The organism is Paenibacillus sp. FSL F4-0100 (assembly GCF_037993005.1).
Classification (GTDB): Bacteria; Bacillota; Bacilli; order Paenibacillales; family Paenibacillaceae; genus Paenibacillus_AQ.
The window spans coordinates 95,159-118,406 of sequence record NZ_CP150303.1; the positions used below are offsets into that span (position 1 = coordinate 95,159).

Annotated in this window: 21 protein-coding genes and 1 riboswitch; of the genes, 9 read left to right on the plus strand and 12 right to left on the minus strand. The window is 49.4% G+C overall.

The window, feature by feature from the left end:
- Nucleotides 1-145: 145 nt before the first annotated feature.
- Together MHH48_RS00450 and rluF are read left to right on the plus strand one after the other, a co-directional pair.
- Nucleotides 146-2,440, plus strand: a complete 2,295-nt coding sequence (locus tag MHH48_RS00450; protein WP_076326365.1) for an ATP-binding protein — start codon at nt 146-148, stop codon at nt 2,438-2,440.
- A 33-nt stretch (nt 2,441-2,473) separates the two neighbouring features.
- Nucleotides 2,474-3,175 (plus strand): 23S rRNA pseudouridine(2604) synthase RluF, encoded by a 702-nt coding sequence (gene rluF, locus MHH48_RS00455; RefSeq protein WP_076326366.1) that lies wholly within the window; start codon nt 2,474-2,476, stop codon nt 3,173-3,175.
- Nucleotides 3,176-3,289: 114 nt separating this feature from the next.
- On the opposite strand, the gene motB is transcribed toward rluF, so the two are convergent.
- A complete protein-coding gene (gene motB / locus MHH48_RS00460; protein WP_076326367.1) occupies nt 3,290-4,096 on the minus strand; it encodes a flagellar motor protein MotB in 807 nt (268 codons plus the stop codon).
- A complete protein-coding gene (gene motA, locus MHH48_RS00465; RefSeq protein WP_076326368.1) occupies nt 4,080-4,880 on the minus strand; it encodes a flagellar motor stator protein MotA in 801 nt (266 codons plus the stop codon). The genes motB and motA overlap by 17 nt, the downstream gene beginning before the upstream one ends.
- A 191-nt stretch (nt 4,881-5,071) precedes the next feature.
- On the opposite strand from motA, the gene MHH48_RS00470 reads away from it, so the two are divergent.
- Entirely contained in the window at nt 5,072-5,365 is a 294-nt protein-coding gene (locus MHH48_RS00470; protein ID WP_076326369.1) for a hypothetical protein, read from the plus strand.
- A 109-nt stretch (nt 5,366-5,474) separates the two neighbouring features.
- A complete protein-coding gene (locus tag MHH48_RS00475) occupies nt 5,475-5,789 on the plus strand; it encodes a 4a-hydroxytetrahydrobiopterin dehydratase (RefSeq protein WP_076326370.1) in 315 nt (104 codons plus the stop codon).
- Between the two features lie 99 nt (nt 5,790-5,888).
- Here the strand turns inward: MHH48_RS00475 and MHH48_RS00480 are convergent, their stop codons facing one another.
- From MHH48_RS00480 to MHH48_RS00505, 6 genes are all read right to left on the minus strand, one after another.
- A complete protein-coding gene (locus MHH48_RS00480; RefSeq protein ID WP_076326397.1) occupies nt 5,889-6,245 on the minus strand; it encodes a cytochrome c in 357 nt (118 codons plus the stop codon).
- A 161-nt stretch (nt 6,246-6,406) separates the two neighbouring features.
- Nucleotides 6,407-6,907 (minus strand): GNAT family N-acetyltransferase, encoded by a 501-nt coding sequence (locus MHH48_RS00485; protein ID WP_076326371.1) that lies wholly within the window; start codon nt 6,905-6,907, stop codon nt 6,407-6,409.
- A gap of 138 nt (nt 6,908-7,045) precedes the next feature.
- Nucleotides 7,046-7,519: a C40 family peptidase gene (locus MHH48_RS00490; RefSeq protein ID WP_076326398.1), complete on the minus strand. Its 474-nt coding sequence runs from the start codon at nt 7,517-7,519 to the stop codon at nt 7,046-7,048.
- Between the two features lie 437 nt (nt 7,520-7,956).
- Nucleotides 7,957-8,430 carry a C40 family peptidase gene (locus tag MHH48_RS00495; RefSeq protein WP_076326372.1) on the minus strand — a complete coding sequence of 158 codons (474 nt, stop codon included), beginning with the start codon at nt 8,428-8,430 and terminating at the stop codon, nt 7,957-7,959.
- A gap of 4 nt (nt 8,431-8,434) precedes the next feature.
- Nucleotides 8,435-8,575: riboswitch (cyclic di-AMP (ydaO/yuaA leader) on the minus strand.
- Between the two features lie 348 nt (nt 8,576-8,923).
- Nucleotides 8,924-9,751: a hypothetical protein gene (locus tag MHH48_RS00500; RefSeq protein ID WP_076326373.1), complete on the minus strand. Its 828-nt coding sequence runs from the start codon at nt 9,749-9,751 to the stop codon at nt 8,924-8,926.
- Nucleotides 9,752-9,762: 11 nt separating this feature from the next.
- Complete coding sequence (locus MHH48_RS00505) at nt 9,763-11,754, minus strand: M1 family metallopeptidase (RefSeq protein ID WP_076326374.1); 1,992 nt, start codon at nt 11,752-11,754, stop codon at nt 9,763-9,765.
- Nucleotides 11,755-11,902: 148 nt separating this feature from the next.
- Here MHH48_RS00505 and MHH48_RS00510 point away from each other — a divergent pair, with 148 nt between their 5' ends.
- Nucleotides 11,903-12,421, plus strand: a complete 519-nt coding sequence (locus MHH48_RS00510) for a YwhD family protein (RefSeq protein WP_076326375.1) — start codon at nt 11,903-11,905, stop codon at nt 12,419-12,421.
- A 95-nt stretch (nt 12,422-12,516) separates the two neighbouring features.
- Here MHH48_RS00510 and MHH48_RS00515 read toward each other — a convergent pair whose 3' ends face one another.
- The 3 genes from MHH48_RS00515 to MHH48_RS00525 all read right to left on the minus strand — a co-directional run bounded on the left by MHH48_RS00515 (nt 12,517) and on the right by MHH48_RS00525 (nt 16,513).
- Nucleotides 12,517-13,686, minus strand: coding sequence for a copper amine oxidase N-terminal domain-containing protein (locus tag MHH48_RS00515; protein WP_076326376.1), 1,170 nt, complete (start codon nt 13,684-13,686; stop codon nt 12,517-12,519).
- A 184-nt stretch (nt 13,687-13,870) separates the two neighbouring features.
- On the minus strand, nt 13,871-16,129 hold the full coding sequence (locus MHH48_RS00520; RefSeq protein WP_076326377.1) for a heavy metal translocating P-type ATPase: 2,259 nt from the start codon (nt 16,127-16,129) through the stop codon (nt 13,871-13,873).
- Nucleotides 16,130-16,513, minus strand: a complete 384-nt coding sequence (locus MHH48_RS00525) for a metalloregulator ArsR/SmtB family transcription factor (protein ID WP_076326378.1) — start codon at nt 16,511-16,513, stop codon at nt 16,130-16,132.
- A 410-nt stretch (nt 16,514-16,923) separates the two neighbouring features.
- Here MHH48_RS00525 and MHH48_RS00530 point away from each other — a divergent pair, with 410 nt between their 5' ends.
- Entirely contained in the window at nt 16,924-17,805 is an 882-nt protein-coding gene (locus tag MHH48_RS00530; RefSeq protein WP_076326379.1) for a hypothetical protein, read from the plus strand.
- A 113-nt stretch (nt 17,806-17,918) separates the two neighbouring features.
- Here MHH48_RS00530 and MHH48_RS00535 read toward each other — a convergent pair whose 3' ends face one another.
- Complete coding sequence (locus tag MHH48_RS00535; RefSeq protein ID WP_076326399.1) at nt 17,919-19,979, minus strand: PBP1A family penicillin-binding protein; 2,061 nt, start codon at nt 19,977-19,979, stop codon at nt 17,919-17,921.
- Nucleotides 19,980-20,315: 336 nt separating this feature from the next.
- Between MHH48_RS00535 and speE the strand changes: the two genes are divergently transcribed.
- The 3 genes from speE (at nt 20,316) to MHH48_RS00550 (ending at nt 23,211) form a co-directional block, all read left to right on the plus strand.
- The gene (speE, locus tag MHH48_RS00540) at nt 20,316-21,143 is read left to right on the plus strand and encodes a polyamine aminopropyltransferase (protein WP_076326380.1); all 828 of its coding nucleotides are present in this window, start codon (nt 20,316-20,318) and stop codon (nt 21,141-21,143) included.
- Between the two features lie 17 nt (nt 21,144-21,160).
- On the plus strand, nt 21,161-22,030 hold the full coding sequence (gene speB, locus MHH48_RS00545) for an agmatinase (RefSeq protein WP_076326381.1): 870 nt from the start codon (nt 21,161-21,163) through the stop codon (nt 22,028-22,030).
- A 701-nt stretch (nt 22,031-22,731) separates the two neighbouring features.
- The gene (locus MHH48_RS00550; RefSeq protein ID WP_076326383.1) at nt 22,732-23,211 is read left to right on the plus strand and encodes an SRPBCC family protein; all 480 of its coding nucleotides are present in this window, start codon (nt 22,732-22,734) and stop codon (nt 23,209-23,211) included.
- The last annotated feature ends 37 nt before the right edge of the window (nt 23,212-23,248 follow it).

The window sequence follows — 23,248 nt, forward strand, 5'->3', positions numbered from 1 at the left end:
CCCTATTTCAATAGCAATGCGATTGTGGAAAAAAAACCATATAGCCGTAAAGCTGCTTGTCTTTTCAAACGTTCGTGATCAAGGTATCATGAGGGTATTAGATTCGCAAGTCGTCTATGTGACAGCAGAAAGGTGAAGATGCCACTTGTCGATTAAGACGAAATTATCGATGATCATGTCCATATCGGTATTATTTATTCTTCTGCTCAACATTACGCTGAACTATTACACAACCCAGGAAAATTTGCAGCAGGATAGTGAAACCAAAATGGTGATGGCCGCTACTCAGATCGCCATCACGGTCCAGCAAACCGGCTTTAGTTCTGCATATGTGGATAATATATTCGGTGATATGCTGAAGGTAGCCGCGGTCAATGCGGCAAAAGCTTTGGATCCGGATATTAACAATATAACCAATCAGCAATTGGTGGAATTGAGTAAAGAGATCGGCGTCACCCACATATCACTATTGGTCCGGACGAATGATGATGTCGTTGTTGCCCGATCCTCCACTCCAGATGAAATCGGCCTTTCAACGAAGAACTGGGGGTACTGGCATACGGCTTTTCTGGAATTGTTCCAGTATGGTAAAGTCGTCTCCGTTACCGAGGGTCAGCGCGCCGATCATTTTTGGTCAGGACCGTTTGAGTTTTCCACATCCAATCCGGAATTCATTGATAAATGGGGATACTATTACGATAGCAAGCGCAATTATATTATTGATCCCTACATAAGGAATTCGAATATCAAGGACTTTGTGAAGATTACAAGTCCGGATACGGTTGTGAAGGAGACCTTGAAGTCGAATCCGCGAATATTGGAAGTAACAGGCATCAACCCTGAAACGTTTGGCAATGAATATATGAGAGAAGATGGAACGGATGATGTTCACCGCAAGCTTCGCAATCGACCGATTACATTCGGCACCTACGACTATGGGAGCCTGGACCAAGATGCGGAAGCTGTGCAGAGGGCCGTTTCTACCGGCGATAATGTGGTGTTTGTCAGTACTATCAATAACAAGAAGGTGCTAAAAAGCTTCATCCCCATCGTAACCGAAAATAAACCGACCAGTGTCATCAGTGTCGTCATGGATTATGAAGCCATCTCCTCCGTGATGAGGGAGCAGATGATCAGTCTTGTGGCCATCTCATTGGTTTTATTGGAAATCGTGATATTCGGCAGTTATATTGTTGCAGGGTATTTTACCAAGCCGATTCAGGCCATCCTGGGGACGGTAAACGATGTGTCGGATGGTCACTTTGATCGAAGGTTGGAGGTAAGCAGCCGGGACGAGCTGGGGCAGCTTGCGGGTCGAATCAATGCGATGACACGTAATCTGGGCAACTATACGAGCCAGTTGAAGCAAATGGTCGATGAGAATCAGTCCGTTAAGGAATACCTGGAGTCGGTCATTAACCAGACAGCAGATGCCATTCATACAACCGATACCTATGAACGGGTTATTAGTGTGAATAAAGCGTTTGAGCAATTGTATGGTTGGAAAGCGCACGAAGTGGTTGGACGGAAGCCTGCACTTGTGCCTCCGGCCAAGGAGGAAGAAGAAAAGGAGCGCATCCGTCGCCTGCGGGCTGGGGAACGGCTTCCTCCGGTGGAGACGATCCGTCTTCACAAAGATGGAAGCACGATCGAGGTCAGTATTAGCACCTCGCTGGTGCATGATGAGAACGGTGAGGTCACCTCCATGATTAGCGTGTCTCGGGATGTGACGGAACGCAATCGGATCGAGGAGCTGCTGCGTCGTTCGGAGAAACTCAATACCGTTGGCCAGCTGGCTGCTGGCGTTGCTCATGAGATCCGGAATCCGCTTACGACCCTCCGTGGATTTCTGCAGCTTCAGCAGCAGACCCACAAGGTTAATCCGGACCATATTGATCTAATGCTGTCGGAGCTGGATCGAATTAACCTCATTGTCAGTGAATTTCTGATATTAGCGAAGCCGCAGGCGATTCATTTCCAAGAGAGGGATGTACGACTCATCATGGGAGATGTCATTTCATTCCTCGACAGCCAAGCTCATTTGTACGGCATCGAGTTCAAATTGAAATTTACTGATGAACTTACCAACGTACACTGTGAGGAGAATCAGCTCAAGCAGGTGTTTATCAATTTGCTCAAGAATGCGATTGAAGCGATGCCCGATGGCGGCAGTATCTGGATTGAGCTTTCAAGGCCGAAGGGCGAATGGGTACAAATCGATATTCGGGATGAAGGGCAGGGCATACCGGAAGATCTGATGCCGCATCTTGGCGAACCGTTTATTACGAATAAGGAGACGGGCACAGGGCTAGGATTGATGGTAAGCCAGCGTATTATTCAGGGTCACCGGGGTATGATGGAAATCGAGAGTGAAGTAGGTGTGGGCACGAAGGTGAGTATAGTTCTGCCTGTAGTCCAGCCGAATGCTATTGACAATTAAGCAAGAAGTAGTTACAGATAAGGGGATGGCATCTTGAGAATTAATAAATTTATCAGTGAAACGGGATATTGTTCCCGTCGTGAAGCAGATAAGCTGGTGGAGAGCGGGAAGGTCACCATTAATGGCGTGGTTGCTGTCCTGGGAAGCCAGGCAGAGGAAGGCGACGATGTCCGGATCCAGGGAAAGCCGCTTCAGGATAAGAAGAAGCATGTATATATTGCTCTTAATAAGCCGGTCGGGATTACAAGCACCACCGAATCGCATATTAAGGGCAATATTGTAGACTTTGTAGGCCACAACGAGCGTATTTTTCCTATCGGACGATTGGATAAGGACTCTGAGGGACTGATTTTGCTGACGAATGATGGAGATATCGTCAATAAGATCCTTCGCTCTGAGGGGAAACATGAGAAAGAATACATTGTGACGGTGGATCGCCCGGTAACGGAATCCTTCCTTAGCGGGATGTCCAGCGGCGTAAAGATTTTGGGTGAGATAACGCTACCTTGTGAGGTCACTCGAATGTCCGAGCGCGTATTCCGAATCATTCTGACCGAAGGTAAAAATCGCCAAATCCGCAGAATGTGCAGCGCTTTTGGTTATGAAGTCCGAAAGCTGCAGCGAATCCGGATTATGAATATCCGTCTTGGCAGTCAACGCATCGGTTCATGGCGTGATCTTAGCGAGAAGGAGAAGGAAGAGCTTGGTCAGCTGCTGAACTACAGGCTCGAGTAGCTGGCTAAAATACTTCTATAATCTTAAACAAAAACAACCGATGGGATCTGTAAGACCAGATGCATCGGTTGTTTATTGTGTGTTATAGTCTGTAGGGACCCGTTCCCATTTGGGTTATTCATTCACGCTTGTAAAGGTGGCGCTATCCTGGTATTTACGTATAATGGATACCTCGACTCTGCGGTTCTTCGCTCGCCCAGCAGCGTTGTTGTTATCAGCAATCGGATGGTATTCACCATAACCGATCGGCATGAACCGTTTAGGATCCAGCTCCGAGTTGGCAAGCAGAATCTTCATGAACTGCAAGGCTCGATCCGAGCTTAAATCCCAGTTCGACGGATAGCGGCTGTTAGAGATTGGCACATTATCCGTATGGCCGGATACAATGATTTCATAGTCCGGGAACTTGTGAAGCATTTGCGAGATGGCCTTGGCCAGTTTACGGGCTTCCGGCTTCACAACGGCTTCGCCGGAAGGGAATAAGGCGTTGTCCCGTATCGTAATGACAAGCTGGGAGTGGTTCAACTTGGTGCTGAGCTCCGAGGTTAAACCGTTATTTTTAATATAATTATCGAGCTGCTTCTTCAGCTTCTCCAGATCCTGTTGTTCCTGACGCATCAGCTCTGCACGCCGTTGGTCAGGTGTTGTTGCGGGAACGGAAGGAGATGTCGCTTTATGATCCTTAATATTGGGCGGATCATCGCTGGATTCCGTTTTGCTGTAATCCAGCACACCGGTTCCGCCGGTGAGAGCAACACTGAAGGCTTCGCTCATTTCTTGAAATTTGCGTGCATCCGTCGCACTCATGGCGTATAGCACCAGGAACAAAGCCAGAAGCAAGGTCAGTAGGTCTGCGTAAGGAAGAAGCCAGGATTCGTCGGCATGCTCCTCATGCGGCTCGTGTCTAGTCTTTTTGCTCACTAGCACCAGCCTCCCTCTCGCTGAGCTCAGCCCGTTCGGACGGTGTCAGGAACACGGAGAGCTTCTGATTGATTGCAATGGTGGATACACCGGACTGAATGGACAGCAGGCCTTCTACCATCATAAGGCGGATTTCAACCTCACGTTTGGATAGACGCTTGAGTTTATTCGCAATCGGGTGACAGAGCACATAACCGGTGAAGATACCGAGCAGGGTAGCAATAAACGCGGCCCCGATGGCTTGAGCGAGTTCGCTCATATCTTCCATGTGGGATAGTGCAGCGATCAAACCGATAACGGCTCCGAGTACCCCGAGGGAAGGTGCATACATACCGGCCTGCGAGAAGATCAATGAACCGGAACGATGGCGCTCTTCGGTGGCATTAATATCTTCCATTAATACATCACGTACGAATTCCTGATCGTTGCCATCGATGATCATGCGCATCCCGTTACGCAGGAAGGTGTCATCGATCTCATCGACTTTGGTTTCAAGAGCCAGCAGACCTTCACGGCGTGTGATCGAAGCCCATTCCATAAACAGCTTGATCATTTCCGTTTTGTCCATCAGATTCTGCTTCACAAAGGTCATCTTGACCAGCTTCGGAATCTTTTTCAGCTCGACTAGCGGAAACCCGATGAATAAAGTTGCTGCCGTACCGCCAAGAATGATTAGATAGGCTGCCGGATTATACAAAGCGAGAAGGGAGGCACCTTTCAGAACCATGCCCACCAGTACCGCGACGATACCGATTATTAAGCCTATAATTGTTGAAATTTCCATACCACACCTCATCCGTGAGAAATAAAATAACGAATCCATTCGTCAGAACGGTTCTCATGGAGAACCGGACCCCTTTTGTGGGGCGTTATCCTATTTATCGTCAGGTCGGGCTTTTTTTTTTAGTTGTAATTTCCGGTATAATGGAAGGAAGGGAAACGAAGCTAAGTACGGCAAGGAAAGGAGTGATGGAGATGGGCGTTAAACACGGAAGAGATTACGGCGAAATTCTGGCAGAACTGACCGAGGCGGTCGGACGAATTACCGACAGCTATGTCTTCTTTGAAATGGAAGCTGAGGATTGGGGCAATCTGGGTGAAGCCGAGAGAAATGAGGTTCATGAAGCGCTGGCTGAGGATTTGTTCTATGCGCTAGGCACAGAGCCGGTGATTAATGTTGGCAGCGGCGTGGTCATGCATGATCAAACGAACCATCGAATACATATTTTGATTGGTGAAGAAGAGTTGGCCTTTGTGGCTCTTGTGTAATCACTCCAGTTATCAACAGATACAGGGCAGAATAGAATAGATGACAGAAAGACCATATTACGTGTAAGTCGGCTTTAAGATAGGTTTTTTTCGGGGAGGAAGATAAAAGATGCTTTATACGCAGCAAGAAGTAGAGGCTCATCTGGAAAAGCTTGAGGGTTGGGAATTTGAACAAGGGAGATGGATTGTACGGAAGTATACCTTCTCCTCCTTCATGAAGGGAATTGCTTTTGTTGATGAAGTGGCAGCTATTTCAGAAGCTTTCGGACATCACCCCTACATCACCATAGATTATAAAGTCGTTACACTTCGTCTCACCTCTTGGGACGACGGTGGCATTACGGCTGTGGATATTAAGGAAGCGCAGCAGTTTAACGAAACCTATGAGAAGAGTCGTTCGAAGGATGGCAAGGCGGCACAATAGGAGGGGGACGGTTAGTCCCCTCAGAGGTCCCGAATATGTAAAAACACGCTTGCGCCGGGAAGAACTCCAGGTGCAAGCGTGTTTTGCGTATAAGCTGATTTATTTTTTCTCAGCAAGGTATAGCGCGATGTTTGCGATTTCTTCAGGCTTAAGTTGATCTTTAAAGGAAGGCATTCCCTTACGACCTTTGGTTACAACGTTGAAGATTGCGTCCGCATCCATGTGTCCGCCTACTTGATTCAAAGCCGGCCCAGCGCCGCCTTGAAGTTGGTCGCCGTGACAGCTAATACAGCTTGCTTTCATTGTGGCTTCCGCTGCGGCAGCATCGAGAGTCACTTCCGGCATGGTCGGCTTCTCTTCCTGAGCCACCTGTTCCTTACCTGGGAGCGTAAACATCAGCGCGATAGCCAACGCACATGCGACGAAGAACAATCCGCTCATGATCCATTTTTGCATCGTCATATCGTCCCTTCTATGTATACTGCACTCTTGCACTTGTCTCCATTATAAACCAACATCCATAGACAGCATAGCCAGTTGTGACAAAAAAAGCAACTATCCGGCGTGGCTTCATAAAAAGTACACAAAATTGTGCTTTTTCATATAGACAAAGATTACTATTCCTCATTAGCCGGCGGCTCATACACCATACAGTGGAAAAGGGCATTTCCCGTTGGTGTAAGTCGCTCATACGTATCGGTGACATGAAAGCCTGCCTTTTGATACGTACGGATCGCGCGCTCATTCCAGGTCAACACCTCAAGGTCGATTTCGTCGACAGGCCGCCTCCGCCTGGCTTCCCGAACAATCGCCTCCATAAACCGTTTACCCATTCCGCGCCCGCACCAATCAGGCCGCATGCCAAGTCCGATTCGTGTCACCTCGTGAATCGGAAACAGCTGGGCAAATCCCCACAGGGCCTCCCGTTCATCCATAATCGAGATGTACTGCCTCTGGCGAATGTCGGGATCGCCAAACTCGACCTCAAGCCCTTTCATCTGCTCCCAGGGAAGAAAGCCATAGATATTATAGGGAGGAGGATAGGTCCAGGCGCATATTTCCTTTGCGTGCTCTTCACGCATGACTACGGTGTGAAATGAAATCGGTGTTGCATCCATTGGTCAAGTCCTCCTATCGTATATATGAATGATAACCCTTTTCCGAACATCCAAGTCGCATCAAAAAGCCCGTCAAAGAGAGGTAAGGGCTCCTTTAACGGGCAAGCGGTATGTATAGGGATGATTAGCCTCTAAAGCTTAGGATGATTCACCAGCCGACTCTTCATACGTATCATCGCTCATGATACGCTTTGCACCCACGTATCGCTGATCATAGTACTCCTCTGCAAGGCGGTTGATAACCACGCCGCGGTTGGTCGAGGCATGGGCAAATTTGTCATCGCCGACATAAATGCCGACGTGGGAGATGCCCTGGCCCGATGTGTTGAAGAACACCAAATCGCCAGCGCGCAGATCCTTACGGGACACGCTTGTCCCCATGTCGAATTGAGAGCCGGATTGATGCGGGAGCTTCAAACCGAGTTTGGCATATACATACATGGTGAAGCCGGAACAGTCAAATCCGCTCGTGGTCGTACCGCCGTAGCTGTATCGTGTACCTAGCACCTTATCGATTTCCTGATCCAGCGCACTATCAGCAAACACGTTGCCAACGCCCAAAGTGAATAGCAGTGTGATACTAAGGGCTGCTGTTGATAATGTTTTCTTCAGCATGGAAAGCTCCTTTTCGCTGCCGCGAGGCATAGCAATCTATGTATTAAAGCACTTACATTAATGACAAAGTTGTTACTGCGTCCATTCTATCAGACAGTAAGCGGGATTGGCAATTATTTCTTGATGGATTTTGCTATTTTTCAATCGCATTAGCTGTCGAAGCGTCAGATAAAATCAATATTTTTCCAAAACGGTGTTTAATGAAGAGAGAGAAGGGTATATAAAGAATAAGAGGATATTGAGGATGGAATAACCAAACGAAGTCATTTCAATATCTGCATTCATTTTTTTTTGAAAAGTGGAAACTTTTTCGTTGTCTTAAACGTTATAAAGGTATACACACAATCAACAAAAGAAAAAAGCCGCTGGATGAGATCGGCACAATCTCATAAACCCAGGGCTTCTTATAAGAGTAAATCAATAAAGTTCCAACATTAATTGTAGTTCACAGCTACAGATTTGTACGTATTCTGACTCATAATTCTCTTAGCGCCTACATATCGGTTGGCGTAATAGCTCTGGCTTAGCGGACTGATCATGACACCACGCGAAGATGAGGAATGAGCAAATTTGCCGCTCCCAACATAAATACCCACATGAGAGATACCTCTACCGGATGTGTTGAAGAACACGAGATCGCCAGCTTTCAGGTTGCTCTTGGATACTGCCGTTCCTACTTTGTATTGAGCTGCAGACGTTCGCGGCAGGCTAAGGCCAAGCTTCTTGTAAACATAGCTGGTGAATCCGGAGCAGTCAAAACCATTCGTTGTGGTTCCACCCGTTTTATAAGAGACACCAATGGCTGGTTTGATTGCTGTATTTAATTTGGAATCGGCGAAAGCGCTTCCGGTCCCTAATGTGAGTGCGAGTGCGAGGCCGAGAGAAACAGCCGTTAACTTCTTTTTCAAAACAAAAAGCTCCTTCCATTGCCTGCGAGGTTAGCTTAAGGGTTCGGTTGAAAGGTCCCCTATGATCCCTCTCTTGCGAGATCAATTCACCCAAAACGGATCCCCCGCTTCCCATATCGTTATGGGAATTCGGCTCCTTAAAATGTTGATGAACCCATTCATTGACGTCTGACGTTCCAACATAGTTAACGAATTTACATCGTTCCAACAAAAAAGTTACAGTAAAGATGACAAAGTTGTTACTAACATATTCGTTATTTTAGCAGAGTATTAACAATTTGGCAAACGAGGAAAGATCATTTTTAAACAAAAAACCTGTCCCCATCTTGGGGAAACAGGTTTTTTTGTAATTTGGCGCTCAGAAATTTGTAATATAGAGGATAAATGAATGCTTATTCTTTGTAAAATCAAGCTCGAGATAAAAACGTGTCACTTCGGATTACAGCTTATTCGCGAGCATGATTCACCATTTCAGGGTAACGAATTGTAACGATTAGGAATGCTGTGAGGAGGAATCTCTCCACAAATGATATTGGGTGGAAATTACCCAAATTTGGAATAGTCCATTCAGGAAATAAGAGGCCTGCTGAATAATTAAGCCGATCAACCCGGCCCAGAAGAGCGAAGCCGAGCTCAGGAGCAACAGAATGACACAGGCTGATCCGCCGATGGTGATGGACAACAGCACTGCCGTGCCCAAGCGGCGGAAGAGTGCCAGAATAGAGCTGATCATACCGAACCCCCCAGTGCGCCCGAATTGCATATAGAGCAATAACAGGCGGATCAGATAGGCGTACAAGAACCACCCAGCTGCATAGGGCAGTGCATGAAGCAGCAGAACAGGCTCTTGAATCCCATTCAGCAGAATCGGAAGGATTTTGGGCAGAATCCAGTAACCGGGCGCAAAGGTGAGAATGAGCTCTATCAGATAGAATAGCGTTACGGGTTTCCACAGTTTCCGCATCCCAATGAAGAAGAATAAACCGCGCTCGCCCTTAGCTTCCTGGTGAAGGTTGTAGAAGATGCCGGCCCGAATGAGCGGGGTGAAGATCATCCTGATCAAGAGCAAACCGGCCAGAAGCCATGCGTAGGTGTGGACCGTGCTGCTCAGGGATAGGCTCATCTCGCCCTCGTAGAAGAATAAAAGACGGCTGAGCTCGTTAGGGGCAGAATCCGGATATCGCATAAGAAGGGGAACGACTGCCGATTTTACGAGTCGGTACAGGCAGTATCCCCACAGCAAACGGTATAAGAAGAGCAGAATCGAGACGTATAGCTGGTCTTTAACACTGATCCACCCTTGGCCTGCGTAACTTTTCATGTGCTCCCCCCTCACCATGACAGGCTGCCGAACAGCGTCTCCACAAGCTTGGTAATACTGAGATTCCAGCGTGTAACCACCTTCGGATCCATTCCTGCCTTCATATAGTTATTGATGTGTTTATTCTCTAGGACGATGGAATATTTCGGATCAACCATGGCCCAGGCGAGCGGAGTGCTGTACTCCAGGGTGTAAGTAACTTTTCGGTCCTTGCCGCTCCAGGTTCGCTCCACCGTTTTGCCGTCCTCAAAGGCGAACACGATTGGCACATCGGTTATATCCCCGTCCTTGCTCGTTATCTTGACCGTAGATTCATACCGAGGATGTTCCGCCGTGCCTTTATTTTTGATTTTTATCACGTCGATGGCAACGTCCGCCATCTGGCTTCCATATACATATTGGTCAAAATACGGCTGCCAGGACGTTTTGCTTACTTGCTCTACAACTTTCTGGAAGTCGGACGTGGTCGGGTGCTTGAAGCGGTATTTCTGGGCGTACGTATGAAGAATCTTCTCCATCATCCGCGGACCGACCTGTCGTTCGATGCCTTGCAGCACCAGCTTGCCCCTCGTGTAAACATTCAGTGCGTAGTTTTCGTGCGAGCTGTATTTCCAGGATTCCATCTTCAGCGGTGCAGGGGAAGTGATGGATGCTCCCTGAGCCGCCGTATTGGAGGTAATCCCGTATTCTTTTTCCATCACTCGTTCTTCTGCATAGGTTGCAAAGGCCTCGTCCAGCCACGCTTCCTCAAATTCGTTACTTGCGATCATTCCGTAAAAATATTGATGGGCAATTTCATGAATGACGGTCCGCTCCAGCTCATATCCCGGCGAATCGTTTTTGGCCCCGAAGGCCGTGACCAGCGTCGGGTATTCCATGCCGCCTGCACCGTTGCCCGATTCTGGCGGAACGACGATGGACAACGTGGAATACGGATAGGTTCCGTACCATTTTCCAAACGAAGCGAGTGCCGACTTGGCGGCATCAAAGTAACGCTCCTTTAAGTCTTTATGGGCTGGGTCGAGATACAGCTTGATGCGGACGCCCGGTACGCCTGGTGCGGAGAATGCTTCTTCTGCCGTGACAAAGTTCGGCGATGCCGACCAGGCAAAATCATGCACATCATCCGCATAGAACTGATAAATTTTTTCCCCGTTAATTTTTTGGGCAGGCTTGGTAGGGAATCCAGTCGCAGCAACAATGTAATTTTCGGGTACTCTGATGCGAACGCTGTAAATGCCGAAGTTAGAATAGAATTCGGAGTTGCCATGGTATTGATGAAGATTCCAGCCTTCCTCTGTTCTTCCGCGAAGACCAGCCGGTTCATAGACCGAAATTTTAGGAAACCATTGCCCCGCCATAATAAAATTCTCGGTGGTACCCATGCGAGCAAATATTTTGGGGAGCTCGACCTCAAACTCCAAGTGAATGGTGACACTCTCGCCACTCTTGATGGGTTTAGGCAATCGGAGCTTGACAAGGCTGTGATCCTTGATGTTACCGTCGTCAGGTTGGACAAATTGAAGGCGATGGGTCAGGGCCAGACCTTCGGTTGTTTTCACGCTGGTAATCGTCATGGAGCCGAATCCGTCGTCTGGCATGGGATCGGAACGAAGCCGGCCACCCGATTCCTTCATAAAGGTCGTATCATTGGAAGCAAATGCATTGGGGTACAGATGAAAGTACAGCTCGTTTACGCTTTTTTTGCCTGGATGAGTCCAAGTGAGCGTCTGTTTGCCCTTAAGCTTGTTCTCCTCAGGCTCGTACCGAACATCCATATGATATTCCACTAGTCGGTCGCTTAAGGCCGGAGCGGGAATATTAGGCTGCACCTTAGGCGGTGAGAGAGGGGCCTTCTCCACAGCAGAGACGGAGGGCTTGCCCGCATTTGGGGCAAGAGCAGACGCTGAGGACCCTGGATTCAGAAATATCGGCATCGATCCTGCAAGCAAACCTATGGCAAGCAGGGATGATAGAAAGACTTTAGCACGTGGTGGGACCATATCGAACAACCTCCCGTTGACAAGCATCTAGTGCATGTATATGTTTGCTTTTGGGGGATTATTAGTTAAAATAAAATTATTGGGACAAAGGTTATCAATTTAGCAGCTGATACGTAAGAATCGGCTCTGATATAGGAGGTCGGCAGCAGTGGAGAATGAAGAGCAGAAGCAGGGTGCGAAGAAACCGATTGCTTTGAATATTATTAATAGTAAGAGTAAGCATAAAGGGTTTGGATCAGGCTCCATCGATCTGAACAGTCTGTCGCCCGTCATTATCGACAATGGCGAGGCCCGAGTGGATATTGGAGCCATGCATGCGAAGAGTAAGGTGGAGAAGGGTATCCGTTTCAGCATGAACCGGGATGAAGTGCCGAATGGACGCCAGGTATGGATCGTGTGGGTGGCTGTAGACCGTACCGCCGAAGGACAGCATTATGCAGGCATGACCGCCTGTGAAATGTGGATCGACCAGGAGGCCCGCCGCGGTTGGAAGATCCTCGCCGATCATGTGAATAAAATGGATGCGGCGATGAAGCGCAAGATCATTCTGGATGGCCTTGGCGACGTCGAGAAGAAAGCACTGCGTGAGCTGCTGATTTCACGTAACGAGGAATGGTGGAATGCATCACCAGAGGAATTCAAGGAAGCCCTTCGAACCGAGGCATGATACCATAAATAAAAGTGATTATTCTAGATGCTAAAGTGGAAAGACCGGTTGGATTCGTGAACGAATCCAACCGGTCTTTTTGTCATTGCATATGGTTAGAATGGAAGGGTGTAGGTCCGTTTTTCTTTTTGACCGAGAAACGGATTATTGTATTGGAACGTCAGCTTGCCACCGGCATATCCGATATACGTTAAACCGTCACCAATGAAGCCCACCTCGTTCGGCGGCATTTCCTCAATGACCTTGATGGTTTCCTCGTCCAGAAGTTCAGGATAGATAAGCTCGGCTGTCTTGCCTGTCGGATGAACAATATACAGGGTCGCCTTCGTGTAAGGTCGGACGAGCAGGAAGTCCTGTTCGATTGCTTCTACGATAAAACTATCCTTTACTCCCGTGAGCGCGGCCAGGTCATAAGATTTGACCGTTTTACCCATCGGATGAACCAGCGCAAGCGTACTGCCGTTCATCATTGCAATATTGCCTTTGTAACTGAGTTGGTCCGGTTTGTAGTTTATTCCGGCAAAATTGGAATGATTGGTTTTGGATAGCTTCAGGATTTTGTTGTCCTGAATGAGCACCCGATATCTTCCCTCATGAATATGAGGTTCGCCGTAATAATTGGACAAGTCGACGACATAGGTATTGCTGTTGATACGATGTGCGCTTAAGCTGACTTGATCGATCTCCTCAACGGGGATCATGCCAACTTGGGCTGGCGTGGATCCAACTTTACCCATGGACAGCATCCCATTCTCGCGATTTACCCAGAACAGCATATTGGCCTTGGAAGCATAGGCGTATTTTGACCAAGCATCAAAGGTCGTTCTAAGTCCGGATTTGCTGTCATACTTCAGAGGGATGCCGAAGGCCTTGGTAATCAGACTGGCTGGAACATAAGTCACGCCTTTCTTCACAACCGGAGCGGCCTCGAGCTTCAGAGCGGTCCCTTTGGCATTGACTGCGCGCGACTGTCCGATGGTAATGCGAACAGACTGTGTCGGGCTGTTAATGTACAGCTCGTTTTTTCCCGGGGTAGTCAAATGTAGCTGCAGCTGTTCGGAAACTTCCTTCAATGGAATGAATACAACGCCTTTATTCATATAAGGTTTATGTTTCACATCCAGCGTGCTCCATGTTACCTTGCTCTGTGATGTGGAGGCTGCTGCCGCATGGGCAGGAATCGTTGTGAGCGATGAGGACGTAAGCAATAAAGACATGGCTATGGATGCGGTACCTGCTAATTTGATGATTTGCACGGATTTCATATCATTTCCTCCTTCTGGTTTTCACACTCCCGTCTATATAAACGGCTAAATAATGGAAAATGTTTCACCCCATCACAAAATCATGTAAAAAAGGATATACGCGATGGCGAAGGATTAGAGCTGGCACGCCAAAGGGCGAACTAAAAAAACGGAGCTGCCCTGAAGGGGCGAAGCTCCGGTGATATCAATATCCTGATTTCAGCTCCTGATCCTTGCCAAGCAGAATGGTGAGACCCAACAAGGTAACGATAATGGTTGCCCCCATGTCCGAAATGATGGCGATCCACAGGGTCAGCCATCCCGGGATCGTAAGCAGTAAAGCAATGGCCTTCAGCGACAAGGAGAGCCCGATATTCCACTTAATAATCTGATTGACCCGTCTTGCGGTTTGGATGGCCCCCGGCAGCTTGCCAAGGTGATCCTGCATTAATACGACGTCGGCCGTTTCGATGGCACTGTCAGTCCCTTTCCCCATCGCGATACCCAGATCGGCAGCGGCCAATGCAGGGGCATCGTTAATACCATCACCAACCATGCCGGTTTTTTTGCGGGAAGAGAGCTCCTTAATCTTGGCAACCTTCTGTTCCGGCAGGAGGCTTGCGAATACCCGAGATACACCGGATTGCTTCGCGATCGCCTGTGCGGACTGCTCGTGGTCGCCTGTCAGCATGACCGTATCCGTGATACCGGCCTCATGGAGCTTGCGGACAACGGCTTCGGTCTCCGGTCTGATCTCGTCGGCAAGGCCGAACTGACCTAATACGCGATCCTCGCTTACGGCGGCAACGATCGTATAGCCTTGGGCCTTCATACGCCGAATGTCTTCCTCTACGGCGCTGATATGATCTTGCGGGCCGTTCACATGCTTCAACACTTCCTCGCTTCCGATCCAGAACAGTTTCCCACCAATTTCAGCTCGAATGCCTTCACCTGGCAATACCGTTATCTGTTGAGGTTCATTAAACATGCACTGCGGATTCTTGATCTCCAGATGCTTCATGACCGCTTTAGCCAACGGATGAAGAGAAGATTGCTCCAGTGCACCTACAACGGCATAAAATTTGGTTTCATCATATACCGTCTCCGCATAGACGGCAGGCTCGCCTTTGGTCAAGGTTCCCGTCTTGTCAAAAGCGATGGCTTCCAGCCGGCCAAGCTGCTCCAGATGGACCCCGCCTTTGATCAGAATCCCGTTGCGTGCCGCGCGGGTCATCCCGCTGACCAGTGCAATCGGAGAAGAAAGCACGAGCGAGCAAGGGCACCCGACAATGAGGATGGACAGCCCCTGATAGATCCAGGTCATCCAGGGCTGATTCAGCAGCAGTGGAGGAATTAGCGTAACCGCCAGCGCGATGATCATAATCGCCGGAGTATAGTATTTAGCAAACTTATCGATGAAGAGCTCTGTCGGCGTCTTGCTGTCCTGTGCTTCCTGTACAAGATGCATGATCTTGGCCAGGGAGGAATCCTCATAGGCCTTCGATATGACGATATAGAGAACGCCATCGGTACTTACACTGCCGCCAAATACAGCATCGCCCTCCCGTTTCGTAACAGGTACCGATTCCCCGGTAATGGCGGCTTCGTTCACCGCCCCGGTTCCTTGGGTTATGGCCCCATCCGAAGGAATCTTCTCCCCGGGTCTTACCCGGACAACGTCTCCGGGAGAGAGACTCTCGATCGGTACGCGCTGGGTTTGACCATCTTTCCATAGATCGGCTTCTTTCGGTGCAGCAGCCAGCAGGGCTTCCATCGATTGTCGGGCCCGATTCATGCCGTAACCTTCCAGCAGCTCGTTAAGACCAAATAGAATGGCAACCAGCGTGGCTTCCCGCCATTCCCCGATGATGACGGCGCCCACGAGCGCAACGGTCATCAGAGTATCCATATTGAATTTGAAGCGGGTCAGATTGCGCAGTCCGCGCAAAAATGTCGTATATCCGCTCAAAATCATAGCCCCTGCATATAATGCGATCACAATCGGTTCAGGGACTTTTCCTTCTAATAGAAAGGTTAAGAGATAGAAAACAGCGGAGATCGACAGCAGCCATTTCATGTTCCCTTCGCCGCCATGACTGTGTTCATGAGCATGACCATGGCTATGTTCGTGATCATGACCTTGTGCCGATCCGTGAGAATGCGATGAATGGGCAGGCTGTGCTTCAGCGCCGGCGGCCGATAAGGCTGTCTGCGGAGCATGAACGATGCGCGCACCGTCACTTTTCAGAATGGTCTCTACCCGGCTTAGATTCACATGGGGAGAGAGGGTCAATTTCCCGCTGTTGTAACTAAGTCGGGCATTGTTTCCATGATCCAGCTTCTGGATCTCTTCCTGCATTTCGCGTGTACAGTTAGGGCATGAGAGGCCCTGTACCCGGTATTCAATAAGTTCTCCGCTTGCCTCCGGAGATGATTTGGAACGTTGATGGTTGTCTGTGCTCATCTACATCTTCTCCTTCTGGTGCTCCAGCGTCATGTGAAGCAGTGTCCGGATATGGTCATCTTTGAGCGAATAGTATACATTCTTTCCGGCTTTCCGCGATTTGGCGATATCTTTGTTCTTCAGCGTACGCAGATGATGGGAGGCTGTTGCCGTTGAACTTCCGAGTACTTCGGCTACATCACAAACACATAGCTCGCCGCCACGGTCCAGCATATAGGCTACCTTGACCCGCGTCGGATCGGCCAAAGCCTTGAAGATTTCTGCCATGCCGATCATATCATCATCGGAGATCGTTTCTTTTAACAAAGCAACCCTTTCGGTTGAAGGACATTCCGTTTCGCACAGCTCAAGGGAGACTTCTTCGTTCATCGTCCGGGCATTCATAGGAACAACCTCCTTGGATTAGGAGCAATAAGTGCTCTTTATTCTTTATATTCAAACGTTGATTTGATTGTTAGTCATAATATACCCGATTTACACACAATATTCAAACGGATATTTGATTGTTCACAAGCATTTCACAGTCCAAGAATGAATCGACAAGTCCTATAGTATTAACCAATACCAACGGTTAGGTGCAACGTCGCTCCTCAGAAAATCCTTCCATTTCATATCACGCCAACTTATACTATTAGCAAAAAGATGTAAATTCGCATAAGAAGCATACCTGGGTCCAGGACACCTCATGCGCTGCATAACATCTTTGCACGGGCCAAACGTTTCGATTCGAATGTGTACATTATCTAATACCTATCCTTCGATTTGCGGATGTGTATAATAGGGGAGGCCATAGTATGACTTGTCCAATATGTCGATATGAAACGGGAGATGGGAAGTATTGCAAGAAATGCGGGGCAAGGCTGATTATCGAGGATTCACCCGTATTTGCCGCCATGAAAGAGCAAGCAGCAACGTCGGAGGTCTATAGTGTGAATAGACGAAGTGCCAGCAGTAAAGGGGAGATACCTCATGCACGCCAGATCGAATCTGCTCTGCCGGTGTATACCCCGCCGGATATTCCGTTCCGAGCGGCAGGCCGGCAGCATGCCGAAGAAGAAGAGGAACCTAATCCTTATTGGACCAGCTTAAAATTGTACGGGCAGCTCTACGGGGATTATTTTCTGAAGGGACTCAGACATCCCTTTGGCGCAGCTGCCGGAACGGAGAGCGGTCAGTTCTTCAATGCGATCGTGTCCATGGTGCTCTATGTTGTTCTTTTTCCACTCGCGCTGTATGCAGCGCTTCATCATGAACTGCAAGGGCTGCCTGAGGGGGCATTTGCAGATCTTGTCCTAAAGCCTATCATTTGGACTGCGATTTTCTTATTCTTGTTGAACGCCTTTACCTTCGCTGCGGTCAAGCTGTCCTTCAACCCGACTGCTAAGCTAAAAGAAGTGATGGCAAGATTCGGGGCTTTGCTGCCCATATTCCTCGTATTGTATGTGGTTAGTTTTCTGTTCCTGTTCCTGAATGGTGATATATCCAAGGTTATCATCCTTCTCTCGTTCATCAGCACCGTGATGACCGTGCCGTTATTCGTCATGACCAGCTACAAGAGAAGAATGGTTGGCGGTGGCCTGGATCCGTTGTATGCGATCCTACTGGTTTATGTTGCACTGATGCTCGTGATCGTGATTCTGGGTAGTTCCATGATCGAATATATAACCGTTTTATAATGAAGCCATCTACATAACCTATCGTGAAAAAGAGAAAAACAGCAGGTCCTCTTGCGGGGAAGTCCCGTAATAGGAGCTTGCTGTTTTTTTGATGTGACGGTTCGCGATCCGAGTTACTCAACCCACCATCGTTTGAAATCTTTCCACCAGGAACGTTCTTCCTGTTTCTCGGCCGCATCTGCAGGGTCCGCCTTCTTCGCAGGCTCTCCGTTTCCGTGTTCATCACAATATTCGGTAGGCTCCGTACCCTTAACGAAGACCTCCAGAATTTTGCCAGGACAGTCGGTGCCTGCGAGCTTCCCGGTCTTGGGATCCACATAAGCGCTGATGACTTCATCCGGGATCGGAAAAATCTTGGGCGGTACATTCTCCAGCGCTTTCTCCGTATACTGGGCGAAAATCGGCGCTGCCCGCCGCCCGTCGACTTTACTGATTTCCCGCCCTTTATCATATCCAACCCAAACCGCCGTTGCCAGCTCCGGTGTATAGCCCACAAGCCAAGCGTCGGAGTCGGTGGTGCCCGTCTTCCCGGCAACCGGCCGTTTCATTAAGGTAGAGACGCGGTTGCCCGTGCCACCTGTCTCGAATACCCCCTCCATCATGCGAGTCATCACGTAAGCTGCAGCAGGTTCAACCACTTGTTCACCCGACTCTTCCGGCGCTGTATACAAGCTGCGGCCAGCGGCATCGGTGATGTTCAGTACGGCGACAGGTGATACCCGTTTGCCGTTGTTAGCCATAACAGCATAAGCGGAGGCCATCTCCAGCGGGCTGACGGGTGAGGTTCCCAGGGCCAGCGAGGGGACAGGCGCAAGCGGACTTGTGATGCCCATCTTTTTCGCCATGTCGGCTACTTTATCCGGGCCTATCTTCATGATGGTATTCACGGCATAAATATTATCCGAAGCGGCGATGGCTTCCCGCATAGGAATTTCCCCTAAATATTTATCGCCGAAGTTGCTGGGCTGATACGTTTTGCGGTTGTTATCGTAATGAAACAGAGTGGGCTGGCTGTTGAACACGCTGGTGCTCGTCATTTCCTTTGATGCAATGGCTGTTAAGTACATAATCGGCTTAAATGACGACCCGGGCTGCCTTGTTTTGGCCAACGCGTGGTTGTACTGATTCTCCCGGTAGTTCTTACCGCCAACCATGGCTTTGATGTGCCCGTTACGCGGGTCGACGGACACGAGCGCCGTTTCCAGCTCGCTCTTGTTGTCCATACCTTCGGATACAGCCTCTTCTGCTGCCTTTTGGGCCCGCGGGTCCAGGGTCGTATAGATGTTGAGGCCGCCCTGTTCGAGCTGCTGATCCGTAATGTTCAGCTGTTTGGTGACGAGGCTCCGGACATAATCCCGGAAATAGGAGGCAATCACTTTATTCTCCTGACGGTCCTGAGGAAGCAGGGCGAGCTTGGCCGAGGCGGCTTTATCGGCCTCGGTCTCGGTAATGAATCCAGTCTCCGCCATGGCATTGAGGACAATCTGCTGTCTTTTGAGCGCGTTGTCCATATGATTGTAGGGCGAGTAATACGTCGGACCCTTTGGAATGCCGGCCAGCATCGCGCTTTCGGCCAAAGTCAGTTTTTTTGCCGGTTTGCCGAAGTAGAGCAGGGACGCCGATTCGATACCGTAAGCCCCGTGGCCGTAATAAATTTCGTTGAGGTACATTTCAAGTATTTGATCTTTCGTATATTTCATCTCAAGCTGGGCGGTGAATTTGGCCTCCTTGAGTTTGCGAGTCCATGTTTTTTCATGAGATAGGTATAAGTTTCGTGCAAGCTGCTGGGTTAATGTGCTGGCGCCCTGTTTGCGATCCATATGCTGCAGGTTGACCAATACGGCTCGGGCCATGCCCTTCATATCAAACCCTGGATGATCATAAAATTTCCGGTCCTCCACCGACAAGGTAGCCTGGATCAAATGAGGAGATATATCGTTCAAGCTCACTTGCTCGGATGTATGCCCAGTGGTCGAGAAAGTGGCGATTAAATCTCCTTGGCTGTCAAGCAGACGGGAATAGCGGGATGTTTCCGCGACGGGCAGTGGCGTTATAAATAAATAGGCGAGCAGAATGCCGCCGGCGATGATCGAAATGCCAAGGAGTACGAACAGAAATGTAGCAAGCCGGACGAAACGACGTTTGCGCTTGGGTGATTTTTTTTGTCCCGGCATCAGTGGTTCTCCTTCCAGTCCTTTTTGTAGAGTCGAGGCTTTTGCGCTGCCAAAAATGGAGATATGCTCAAATTCCCCTTGGTTGCCTTCTTTTTCTATATAGTATGGGGCTGCTGAGGGCAGGATATTCATCGAAAGCGATGATGTTTCTGCTTCCATTCGTTTGTGCCGGAAGTTTTGGTTGCAATTTGGGCTTGATTTAATATAATCTAATTTGTTTGGTACAATAGGAAAAGTGTGAAACTGTAAGCTAAAGGCATCTGCCCCGAATAAAGTTTTGCGGCTTGGATCTGGACGGCTGAACATTATTCTAGCGGAAAGAAGGTAGTGACGACGATGGAATTATGGTACACAGAGAAGCAAACCCCGACTTTTGGCATCACGGCTAAAATCCGGGAGACTTTTGTACATGAGAAGACGGAGTTTCAACAACTGGACATGATCGATACTGAGGAATTCGGGCGCATGCTCGTTCTGGACGGTATGGTTATGACTACAATTAAGGATGAATTCGTCTATCATGAGATGGTCGCTCACCCCGCGCTGAACACGCATCCAAATCCGAAGAAGGTTCTTGTTGTCGGCGGAGGAGACGGTGGCGTCATTCGCGAAGTGATCAAGCATCCGGGCGTAGAGAAAGCAGTACTCGTTGAAATTGATGGAAAAGTTATTGAATATTCGAAGCAGTATTTGCCTGAGATCGCCGGCAAGCTGGATGATCCGAAGGTCGAAGTACTGGTTAACGATGGATATATGCACATCATAGAGAATAAAAACGAATACGACGTCATTATGGTAGACTCCACCGAGCCTGTGGGCCCGGCCGCTCCATTGTTTGAGCGCGGATTCTACCAAGGGATCTACGAAGCGCTGAAGGAAGACGGTATTTTCGTGGCGCAAACGGACAACCCGTGGTTTAAAGCGGACCTGATTCAGCAGGTCAACAAAGACGTGAAGGAAATCTTCCCGATCGTCCGAGTGTATGGAGCGAACATTCCAACCTACCCAAGCGGTCTGTGGACCTTCACCATGGGCAGCAAAACGTATGATCCGCTTGAAGTGGACGAGTCCACGATTGATGAGATGGATACGAAATACTATTCGCCTCGCCTGCACAAAGCCGCATTCGTGCTGCCTAAATTTGTTGAAGATCTGGTGAAATAAGGAGGAGCGATAAACTGATGAAATTGGATCAAGGTTACTCCGGCAACGTGTTTATTTTGAGTTCCGAGGATTATGAGGGGTCAAAGGCTGTCATTTACGGTATGCCGATGGATTTCACGGTTAGCTACCGTCCTGGCTCCCGTTTTGGCCCAGCTCGTATTCGCCAGGCTTCCGTAGGCTTGGAGGAGTACAGCCCATACTTAGACAAAAGCATTGAAGACATGACGTATTTCGATGCAGGCGACCTCATGCTGCCTTTCGGCAATGCGGGCCGCAGTCTCGAAGTGATTGGCGATTATGTAGGCAAACTGCTGGATGACGGGAAATTCCCGATCGGACTTGGCGGCGAGCACCTCGTATCCTGGCCGATCATTCAGAAGGTGTATGAGAAGTATCCGGATCTTATTCTGATCCATATCGATGCCCATGCTGACCTGCGCGAGCATTATGAGGGAGAGCCGTTGTCCCACTCCACACCGGTCCGCAAGGCAGCGGGCATTATGGGCGGCAAGAATATTTATCAGTTCGGCATCCGTTCCGGCTCCCGCGAGGAGTTCCAGTATGGACGCGAGAACATTAATTTTTATCCGTTTGAAGTGGCGGCGCCTCTTAAAGAAGCCTTGCCTTCCATGGGCAACCGTCCGGTCTACGTGACCATCGACATCGATGTGCTTGACCCATCTGCCGCACCGGGCACCGGTACTGCAGAAGCAGGCGGCATCACATCGAAGGAGCTGCTGGAAGCCGTGCACCTCATTGCGGGCTCCGACGTGAACGTGGTCGGCTGCGATCTCGTGGAAGTGGCGCCGATCTATGATCCTTCGGAGCAGACCCAGATCGTGGCTGCGAAGCTGATTCGTGAGATGTTGTTGGGATTCGTTAAGTAGTCCACCCACCCAAACCCTCCCTGCCAGGGAGGGCCCCAAGGGCGCTGCCCTCTGGACACCCAGAACTTTGGTGTTCGGAGTTGGTACGAGGATCTGAGTGGGGCTTGTGCTTGTGCCCGGCCACCGCTCGGTCCTCCCCTGCGGGGACGTCCTCGTGGCCTTTATAGCCGTCCATATTTCAGCCGAGGCTTCGCTCCTCGGCTGATGAAGAAAAAGCAAGCCTTCCCTATCTAAGCCTACGGCTATCGGGGTCGGCTTGCTTTTTCGCGTGGTCGCGGCCCCCTCGGCAGCTTCCCTGGCGGGTCGCTCGAGGGCCTGCACTGCGTGGATGAGCAGCCGAGGCTATTCGCCCCTCGGCTGATGAAGAAAAAGCAAGCCTTCCCTATCTAAGCCTACGGCTATCGGGGTCGGCTTGCTTTTTCGCGTGGTCGCGGCCCTCTCGGCGGCTTCCCTGGCGGGTCGCTCGAGGGCCTGCATTGCGTGCATGAGCAGCCGAGGCTATTCGCCCCTCGGCTGATGAAGAAAAAGCAAGCCTTCCCTACCTAAGCCTACGGCTATCGGGGTCGGCTTGCTTTTTCAACTGAGCAATTGAGAAGAAATTATGGGTGGTCATATGTTATAAACTTAAGAGGAAGCTTGACCCGGATTTGGATGAAATCTTTTTGAAGGGTATTATGACGCCAATAAGGAGGTTAACATAAATGGGGGATTCGTCCATTAAGAAGAGAATTGACTCTGCTTCGAGAATGATTAAGGCATCGCCACAAACCATATATCAGGCATTTACTGACCCCAAGGCTTGGGTATCGTGGCTTCCGCCAGAGGGGATGTCAGGTCAGATCGACACCTTTGATGCCTGTGAAGGCGGGACTTATCGAATGGTACTCACCTATAATGGAACAGACCAAGTCAACCTCGGTAAATCATCGGAAGGTACGGATATCGTCCAAGGTAGATTCCTGGCGTTGGTGCCAAACAAGAAAATCGTGCAGTGTTTTGAATTCGAGTCGGAAGACCCCGCTTACGGGGGCCTGATGACCATGACATGGACGTTGACAGCACTTGCGGAAGGCACGGATGTGACGATTGTTTGCGAGGACGTTCCTGAGGGCATACGTCAGGAAGATCACGAAGAGGGCTTGAATTCTACGCTTGAGAATCTCGCGGTCTTTACTGAATGATAGCGGACAGGCTGCCGCGCCTCACAACGTCCCTTGG

Bases quoted from the DNA above. Each gene is read 5' to 3' on its own strand.
- motA (WP_076326368.1), bottom strand. From the start codon at position 4,880: ATGGAAATTTCAACAATTATAGGCTTAATAATCGGTATCGTCGCGGTA.
- MHH48_RS00470 (WP_076326369.1), top strand. From the start codon at position 5,072: ATGGGCGTTAAACACGGAAGAGATTACGGCGAAATTCTGGCAGAACTG.
- MHH48_RS00475 (WP_076326370.1), top strand. From the start codon at position 5,475: ATGCTTTATACGCAGCAAGAAGTAGAGGCTCATCTGGAAAAGCTTGAG.
- MHH48_RS00480 (WP_076326397.1), bottom strand. From the start codon at position 6,245: ATGCAAAAATGGATCATGAGCGGATTGTTCTTCGTCGCATGTGCGTTG.
- MHH48_RS00485 (WP_076326371.1), bottom strand. From the start codon at position 6,907: ATGGATGCAACACCGATTTCATTTCACACCGTAGTCATGCGTGAAGAG.
- MHH48_RS00500 (WP_076326373.1), bottom strand. From the start codon at position 9,751: ATGAAAAGTTACGCAGGCCAAGGGTGGATCAGTGTTAAAGACCAGCTA.
- MHH48_RS00505 (WP_076326374.1), bottom strand. From the start codon at position 11,754: ATGGTCCCACCACGTGCTAAAGTCTTTCTATCATCCCTGCTTGCCATA.
- MHH48_RS00515 (WP_076326376.1), bottom strand. From the start codon at position 13,686: ATGAAATCCGTGCAAATCATCAAATTAGCAGGTACCGCATCCATAGCC.
- MHH48_RS00520 (WP_076326377.1), bottom strand. From the start codon at position 16,129: ATGAGCACAGACAACCATCAACGTTCCAAATCATCTCCGGAGGCAAGC.
- MHH48_RS00525 (WP_076326378.1), bottom strand. From the start codon at position 16,513: ATGAATGCCCGGACGATGAACGAAGAAGTCTCCCTTGAGCTGTGCGAA.
- MHH48_RS00530 (WP_076326379.1), top strand. From the start codon at position 16,924: ATGACTTGTCCAATATGTCGATATGAAACGGGAGATGGGAAGTATTGC.
- MHH48_RS00535 (WP_076326399.1), bottom strand. From the start codon at position 19,979: ATGCCGGGACAAAAAAAATCACCCAAGCGCAAACGTCGTTTCGTCCGG.
- speE (WP_076326380.1), top strand. From the start codon at position 20,316: ATGGAATTATGGTACACAGAGAAGCAAACCCCGACTTTTGGCATCACG.
- speB (WP_076326381.1), top strand. From the start codon at position 21,161: ATGAAATTGGATCAAGGTTACTCCGGCAACGTGTTTATTTTGAGTTCC.
- MHH48_RS00550 (WP_076326383.1), top strand. From the start codon at position 22,732: ATGGGGGATTCGTCCATTAAGAAGAGAATTGACTCTGCTTCGAGAATG.